7 protein-coding genes and 1 pseudogene are annotated in these 6,226 nt (G+C 71.8%); 4 read left to right on the top strand and 4 right to left on the bottom strand.

The window, feature by feature from the left end; genetic code table 11:
• Positions 1–101: 101 nt before the first annotated feature.
• Together ACIBH1_RS09505 and ACIBH1_RS09500 are read right to left on the bottom strand one after the other, a co-directional pair.
• A pseudogene (locus tag ACIBH1_RS09505) lies at positions 102–647 on the bottom strand (molybdopterin oxidoreductase family protein); the annotation flags it as partial.
• A 127-nt stretch (positions 648–774) separates the two neighbouring features.
• Positions 775–2,070 carry an MFS transporter gene (locus ACIBH1_RS09500; RefSeq protein WP_397313200.1) on the bottom strand — a complete coding sequence of 432 codons (1,296 nt, stop codon included), beginning with the start codon at positions 2,068–2,070 and terminating at the stop codon, positions 775–777.
• A gap of 167 nt (positions 2,071–2,237) precedes the next feature.
• Between ACIBH1_RS09500 and ACIBH1_RS09495 the strand changes: the two genes are divergently transcribed.
• Both ACIBH1_RS09495 and ACIBH1_RS09490 read left to right on the top strand, forming a co-directional pair.
• Entirely contained in the window at positions 2,238–2,660 is a 423-nt protein-coding gene (locus tag ACIBH1_RS09495; RefSeq protein WP_397313199.1) for a peptide deformylase, read from the top strand.
• A gap of 122 nt (positions 2,661–2,782) precedes the next feature.
• The gene (locus ACIBH1_RS09490) at positions 2,783–3,463 is read left to right on the top strand and encodes a hypothetical protein (RefSeq protein WP_397313197.1); all 681 of its coding nucleotides are present in this window, start codon (positions 2,783–2,785) and stop codon (positions 3,461–3,463) included.
• A 26-nt stretch (positions 3,464–3,489) separates the two neighbouring features.
• Here ACIBH1_RS09490 and ACIBH1_RS09485 read toward each other — a convergent pair whose 3' ends face one another.
• Together ACIBH1_RS09485 and ACIBH1_RS09480 are read right to left on the bottom strand one after the other, a co-directional pair.
• Entirely contained in the window at positions 3,490–3,747 is a 258-nt protein-coding gene (locus ACIBH1_RS09485; protein ID WP_220134434.1) for a WhiB family transcriptional regulator, read from the bottom strand.
• Between the two features lie 69 nt (positions 3,748–3,816).
• Entirely contained in the window at positions 3,817–4,455 is a 639-nt protein-coding gene (locus ACIBH1_RS09480) for an HAD-IIIA family hydrolase (protein WP_397313195.1), read from the bottom strand.
• Positions 4,456–4,541: 86 nt separating this feature from the next.
• Between ACIBH1_RS09480 and ACIBH1_RS09475 the strand changes: the two genes are divergently transcribed.
• A complete protein-coding gene (locus ACIBH1_RS09475; RefSeq protein ID WP_397313193.1) occupies positions 4,542–5,723 on the top strand; it encodes a glycosyltransferase in 1,182 nt (393 codons plus the stop codon).
• Between the two features lie 91 nt (positions 5,724–5,814).
• Entirely contained in the window at positions 5,815–6,213 is a 399-nt protein-coding gene (locus ACIBH1_RS09470) for a hypothetical protein (protein WP_397313192.1), read from the top strand.
• Positions 6,214–6,226: the final 13 nt, after the last annotated feature.

Here is a 6,226-nt window from a genome sequence, read left to right as displayed (position 1 = left end):
CGGGGGGGGGGTGGGGGGGCGGGGGGGGGGGGGGGGTGGGGGTGGGGGGGGGGGGGGGGGGGGGGGGGGGCGGGGGGCCGGGCCCCCCCCCCCCCCCCCCCCGACTGCACGGCGAGTTTCGCGGTGGCGGTGCGGCGGGGGTCGATGACGATCAGGCGCGGCAGGTGGCGGACGAACGGCGGCATGGTCTCGGCCACGTTCGCCCCCGCCAGCATGACGACGTCGGCGGAGGCCAGGTCGGTGATCGGGAAGGGCATGCCGCGGTCCATGCCGAAGGCGCGGATGGAGGCGGCGGCCGCCGACGACATGCAGAAGCGGCCGTTGTAGTCGATCTGGCTGGTGCCCAGGGCGACGCGGGCGAACTTGCCCAGCGTGTAGGCCTTCTCGTTGGTCAGGCCGCCGCCGCCGAAGACGCCGACGGAGTCGGGTCCGTGGTCGCGCCGCAGCTCGGCCAGGCGGGAGGCGATGTGGTCGAGCGCTTCGTCCCAGCTGGCGGGCTCGCCGTACAGCAGCGGGGTGGTCAGCCGGTCGGGGTGGGAGAGCAGCTCGCCGGACGTCCAGCCCTTCTGGCACAGCGCACCGCCCGCGTTGGCCGGTATGTCGGTCCGCGGTTCGATCACGACCGGCGTGCCGGCCGTAATGGTCATTCCGCATTGCAGGGCGCAATACGGGCAGTGCGTTCTCACGACGTCGATCGTGCTTTGGTGCGATTTCACACCTGGGTCCCTTCTGTTACCGGCGTGCTAACAGGCCTTCACGTCCGGTGGTGAGAATTCACACCCGGGCGTGGGCCAGGCTCGGGACACGGGCGACGCCGACCGTGCGGGTGTAGCACCACCAGGTGGTGGCGAAGCAGGCGACGTAGAACAGGCCGAAGGCGAGGAAGGCCGAGGCAGGGCTGCCGGTGGCGGCGAAGCTCATGCCGAAGGCGCGGTTGATGAGGAATCCGCCGAAGGCTCCGACCGCGGAGATGATGCCGATGGCCGCGGAGGCCTGACGCTTGCCGTACTCCACGCTCTTGCCCGCGGCCAGGGCGAGCGTCTGGAAGATGGCGGGGATCATCCGGTAGGTGGAGCCGTTGCCGATGCCGGCGGTCAGGAAGAGCAGCTGGAAGGCGAGGAAGAACAGCCAGAAGTCGCCCGAGCCAGCCGTCGCCCAGACCAGGACGACGCCGACGCCCATGGCGGCGAAGTTCCACAAGGTCACGCGGGCGCCGCCGAGGCGGTCGGCCAGCCAGCCGCCGACCGGGCGGATCAGCGAGCCGAGCAGCGGCCCGGCGAAGGCCACCCAGGTCGGGAAGCCCGGGAACAGGCTCTTGGCCAGCAGCGGGAAGGCCGTGGAGTAGCCGATGAACGAGCCGAAGGTGCCGATGTAGAGGAACGACATGATCCAGGTCTGGCCGCTCCTGGTCGACTGCAGCAGCTCGCGCGGCGAGGCCTTGGCGGTGGTCAGGTTGTCCATGAAGAACCAGGCGCAGGCCGCCGCGACGATCGCCAGCGGGATCCAGAACCAGCCCGCGGCCGCCAGGCCCAGGCCGCCGATCACCAGCGGCATGATGATCTGCACCGTGCTGACGCCGATGTTGCCGCCCGCCGCGTTCAGGCCCAGGGCCGAGCCCTGCTTGGACTGCGGGTAGAAGTAGGTGATGTTGGCCATGCTGGAGGCGAAGTTGCCGCCGCCGACGCCCGCGGTCGCGGCGATCACCAGGAAGAGCCAGAACGGCGTGGCCGGGTTGTTGACCGCGATGCCGAGCCCGATGGCCGGGATGATCAGCATGAGCGCGCTGAAGACGGTGAAGTTGCGGCCGCCGAACCGCGCGGGGCCGAAGGTGTAGGGGATGCGCAGCGCCGAGCCGATGAGGTTCGGCAGCGCGGTCAGCCAGAACAGCTGGTCGGTGGTGAACTCGTAGCCGCCCAGCCGGGTCGCCACGACGCTCCACACCGTCCAGACCGTGAAGCCGAGGTGTTCGGCCAGGATGGAGAAGACCAGGTTGCGCCTGGCCACCCGCTTGCCCGTGCTCTCCCAGAAGGCCGCCTCGTCGGGGCGCCAGTCGGTGATCCATCGCGTCATGGGGCAGAAGGTAGGTATCGCCCGTTACGCACTTCCGCGCCGACTCACTGTGCGGCAGTAACTTCACGCTCATCCGCGCAACACGCCGTTAACAGGTTTGTGCGGTTGATCTTCGCCGGCTGCGGGCATCCTGGTCGGAGACGTCGCGACGCATCGGGGAGTTGCGTGTGCCTATCTGTGCCATTGACGATCCTGCCCTCCGCACGATGGCAGAACCCGTGACCGTGTACGACAAGCAGCTGAGACAGCTGGTCAAATCCCTCACCCTCACCATGCGCTCGGCCGTCGGCGGCGCCGGGCTGGCCGCGCCCCAGCTCGGGGTGCCGCTGCGGGTGCTCGTCTACAACTACGACGGCCGCGCGGGCCACCTGGTCAACCCGCGGCTGGAGTTGTCGGAGCGCACGATCGTCGCCGACGAGGCGTGCCTGTCGGCGCCCGGCCAGTGGCGCGCGTTGGAACGTGCCTTCGCGGTGACCGCCCGCGGCCGTGACATGAACGGCAAGCCCGTCACGGTCAAGGCGATCGGCATGCTCGCCCGCATCCTGCAGCACGAGGTGGACCACCTCGACGGGGTGGTCATCCCGCTATGATGTGAGCAGCGCGCACCAGGGCGCCCCTCGTCCGCGGCAAGCACCGAGTGCACCTGGATTCTCCACCGTTCTTCGTGTCATGCCTCGGCATCAGCGGACGCGAGGCTGACCGGAGGTCGACGATGACTCGCACCCTGCCCTCACTCGACAGCCTCAAGGCCCAGGCCAAGCAGTTGCGGCGGGCCGTGGCCAAGGGCAACCCTGCGGCGCTGGCCCGCGCGGGCGCCGCGGCCGAGGGCTTCACGCTGCGCGAGGCGCAGCTGGTCCTGGCCAGGGAGTACGGCTACGCGGGCTGGCACGAGCTGGTCTCCGCGGCGGGCGACAAGATGATCGCCGAGCGCGACCTGCACCGGTGGTTCGCCGTGGAGCTCAACAACGACACCTGGGACCAGGTCGAGCAGGACCTGTCGCCCGCCAGCACGCCCGCCGAGCGGGAGCGGGCGCTCTACGGCGCCTACGCGGCGGCGCTGCACTGGCTGGAGGTGGGCGACGAGGCCAACCACGCGCGGGCCGAGCACCTCATCAGCGCCACCGCGGTCGCCGTCGGGCTGCCCGACGTGGCGCTGCGCCACGCCCGGCGCTGCGCTCAGCTGGTGGAGGAGCATCCGGAGGCGATGGCCGACTGGGACCACGCCTTCGCCGCGGAAGGGCTGGCCAGGGCGTGCGCGGCGGCGGGCCTGACGCGGGAGGCGGCCGGGCACCTGGCGCGGGCGCGCTCGCTCACCGCGGCCCTAGCCGGGGCGGGCGACCGCGAGGTGCTGGAGCGGCGCCTGGCGGCGGAGCCGTGGTTCGGGCTGACCTGAGCGGGCTCGGCTGAAAGCCCTTTCGGTCAGGCGGCGTGGCGGATCGTGTGGTGTTTGTGGGCGGTGCGGCGTTCGTCGGGTTCCAGACCGCCCCAGACACCGTGCTGCTGCCCGGTGTCGAGCGCGTAGGTCAGGCACGCCTGCCGTACGGGACAGGAGCCGCAGACGGCTTTGGCGCGGTCGACCTGCGCGCGGCTGAGGCCGACGAACGAGATCGGAAAGAACAGGTCGGGGTCGTGGTCCAGGCACGCGGCCCGGCGGACCCAGTCGATGATGACGGCCATGACGCTTCCGTAGACGAAGATGCGGTCGGCGCGCGCCTACCCGCGGCGCGCGCCTTCACACCACGTCGTTCACCACCTGCTCCAGGCGGCCACCTGGGCGGGGTGCAGCGCGCCCCCGGAAACCAGCTGGTTGAGCCGCTCGACCGGCTCCATCTCCATGATCTGGTCCACGGCCTGGGTGAGGTCGGTGGCCGTCTGGTCGGGGGCCGCGGGCGGGCGTCCGCTGCGCGGGTCGGGCACGAGAACGTTGCGCACGGTTGCGGACCTCCTGGCCTGCGAGATGAGGATGCTGCGGGCGCCCGCCGCCTTGGCGGCCTGCGAGTCGCCGCCTTCGTCGCCCACGATGACGCAGTCGAGCGGGCTGATGTCCATGATCGCCGCCGCCCTGATGATGAGCCCCGGCCGCGGCTTGCGGCAGGAACAGGAGTCGGTCACGTCGTGCACACAGATGGCCCAGGCGTCGAAGGGGCCGAGCAATTCCTCCACGCGGGCGTTGACCTGGTGCAACTCGTCTGCCGACACCTCGCCGGTCGACACCCCCGGCTCGCTGGCCAGCACGGCGATCATCACTCCCGCGCGCCGCAACCGGCTCAACGCGTCGGCGGCGCCCGGCACCGGGTTCACCTGTTCGGGATCGGCGATGCGCGGCACCTCGCGGATCAACGCCCCGTCGCGCTCGAAGAGCACGGCGGCAGGACGGCGGCTCATTGACATCTCACACCTCCAGGAAGTGCGTGGCGACTACCCGAGGGCACGGCCGGTAAACCGTGGTCTGACCGGGGGAGATCAGGGGCATGAGAATCGCGCTCGTCTCCGAGCACGCCGACCCCCTCGCCGTCATCGGCGGGGTGGACGCCGGCGGGCAGAACGTCTATGTCGGCGCGCTCGCCTGCGCGCTGGCCGGGCGGGGTCACGAGGTCGTGGTCCACACCCGCCGCACCTCCCCCGGCCAGCCCCAGCGGGTGGCCATGGCGCCCGGTGTCCAGGTCGAGTACGTCACCGCGGGACCGGCCCTCCCCCTGTCCAAGGACGACCTCCCGCCCTACATGCCGCAGTTCGCCCGCGAGCTGGAACGCCGGTGGCGGCGGCTACGGCCCGACGTGGTGCACGCCCACTTCTGGATGAGCGGCCAGGCGGCGCTGCACGCCGCGCGCGGCGTGCCCGTCGTGCAGACCTTCCACGCCCTGGGCACCGTCAAGCGGCGCTGGCAGGGCTCGGCCGACACCAGCCCCGAGCACCGCCAGGCCACGGAACGCGAGGTCGGCCGCACCGCCGACGCCGTGGTGGCGACCTGCACCGACGAGGTGGCGGAACTGCGGGCGATGGGCGTGCCTGGCAGGCGCCTGTCGATCGTGCCGTGCGGGGTCGACCTCGACCTGTTCCGCCCGTCGGAGCGGGAGCGGCCGGTGCCCGGCCGCATCCTCAGCATCGGGCGGCTGGTGCCGCGCAAGGGCGTCGACACCATCGTGCGCGCCCTGCGCGACGTGCCCGGCGCGACGCTGCTCGTCGCGGGCGGCACCACCGACGACCCCGAGGCCGTACGGCTGCGCGAGCTGGCCAGGGGGTACGGCCTGGACGACCGGGTCGAGGTGATGGGCAGTGTGCCGCGGCACCTGGTGCCCACGCTGATGCGCTCGGCGCAGGCGGTCGTGTCGGTGCCCTGGTACGAGCCGTTCGGCATCGTGTCCGTCGAGGCGATGGCGTGCGGGGTGCCTGTGGTGGCCTCGGCGGTGGGCGGCCACCTGGACACGGTGGCCGGCTGCGGGTTGCTGGTCCCGCCCCGGCGGCCCAAGGCCCTGGCCAGGGCGCTGCGCCGGGTGCTCGACGACGCGGATCTGGCCGCCGCGCTGGGGCACGCGGGCGCGCAGCGGGCGGCCGAGCGGTTCGGCTGGGCGTCGGTGGCGGAGCGTATGGAGCAGGTGTACGAGCAGGTGGTGCACGGGCGGCTCACCCCGCTGATGGCCTACGGGCCCTGATCGCGCACGCTTGCGATATATCTTGACCTAGGAACAGAACGCGACATATCGTGTCTCCAGCGATGCGCCCCGGCTGCTGGAGGACGATCCCATGAACGAACTGATGCCTGTCCTGGTCGTCGTCTTCGTCGCCGCCCTGGCCGTGCTGTCGGTCATGCAGCTGGCGCTGGCGTTCGGGGCGCCGTGGGGCAGCCTGGCATGGGGCGGGCAGCACCGGGTCCTGCCGGGACGGCTGCGGGTCGGCAGCGGTGTCGCGCCGGTGCTCTATGTCGCGTTCGCGGCCGTGGTCCTGGACCGTGCCGGATGGATCGACGTGGTGGCCGAGCCCGTCGCGAGGGTCGGCACCTGGGTGGTGTTCGGATTCGCCGCACTCAGCGTCATCCCCAACGCGCTGTCCCGGAGCAGACCGGAGCGGTACGTCGGGACATCCGTCGCCCTCCTGCTCGCGGTGACGAGCCTCGTCGTCGCCCTCGGCGGGGCGACGACGTAACAGGCGCCAGGAC

Origin of the sequence: Nonomuraea sp. NPDC050663 (assembly GCF_044456985.1) — a bacterium.
Taxonomy (GTDB): domain Bacteria; phylum Actinomycetota; class Actinomycetes; order Streptosporangiales; family Streptosporangiaceae; genus Nonomuraea.
The sequence above is the reverse complement of the archived record's forward strand: the minus strand, read 5'-3'. Positions and strand labels throughout refer to the sequence as shown.

Coding starts and splice junctions, on each gene's coding strand:
- ACIBH1_RS09500 (WP_397313200.1), bottom strand. CDS start 2,070: ATGACGCGATGGATCACCGACTGGCGCCCCGACGAGGCGGCCTTCTGG.
- ACIBH1_RS09490 (WP_397313197.1), top strand. CDS start 2,783: ATGACTCGCACCCTGCCCTCACTCGACAGCCTCAAGGCCCAGGCCAAG.
- ACIBH1_RS09485 (WP_220134434.1), bottom strand. CDS start 3,747: ATGGCCGTCATCATCGACTGGGTCCGCCGGGCCGCGTGCCTGGACCAC.
- ACIBH1_RS09480 (WP_397313195.1), bottom strand. CDS start 4,455: ATGAGCCGCCGTCCTGCCGCCGTGCTCTTCGAGCGCGACGGGGCGTTG.
- ACIBH1_RS09475 (WP_397313193.1), top strand. CDS start 4,542: ATGAGAATCGCGCTCGTCTCCGAGCACGCCGACCCCCTCGCCGTCATC.
- ACIBH1_RS09470 (WP_397313192.1), top strand. CDS start 5,815: ATGAACGAACTGATGCCTGTCCTGGTCGTCGTCTTCGTCGCCGCCCTG.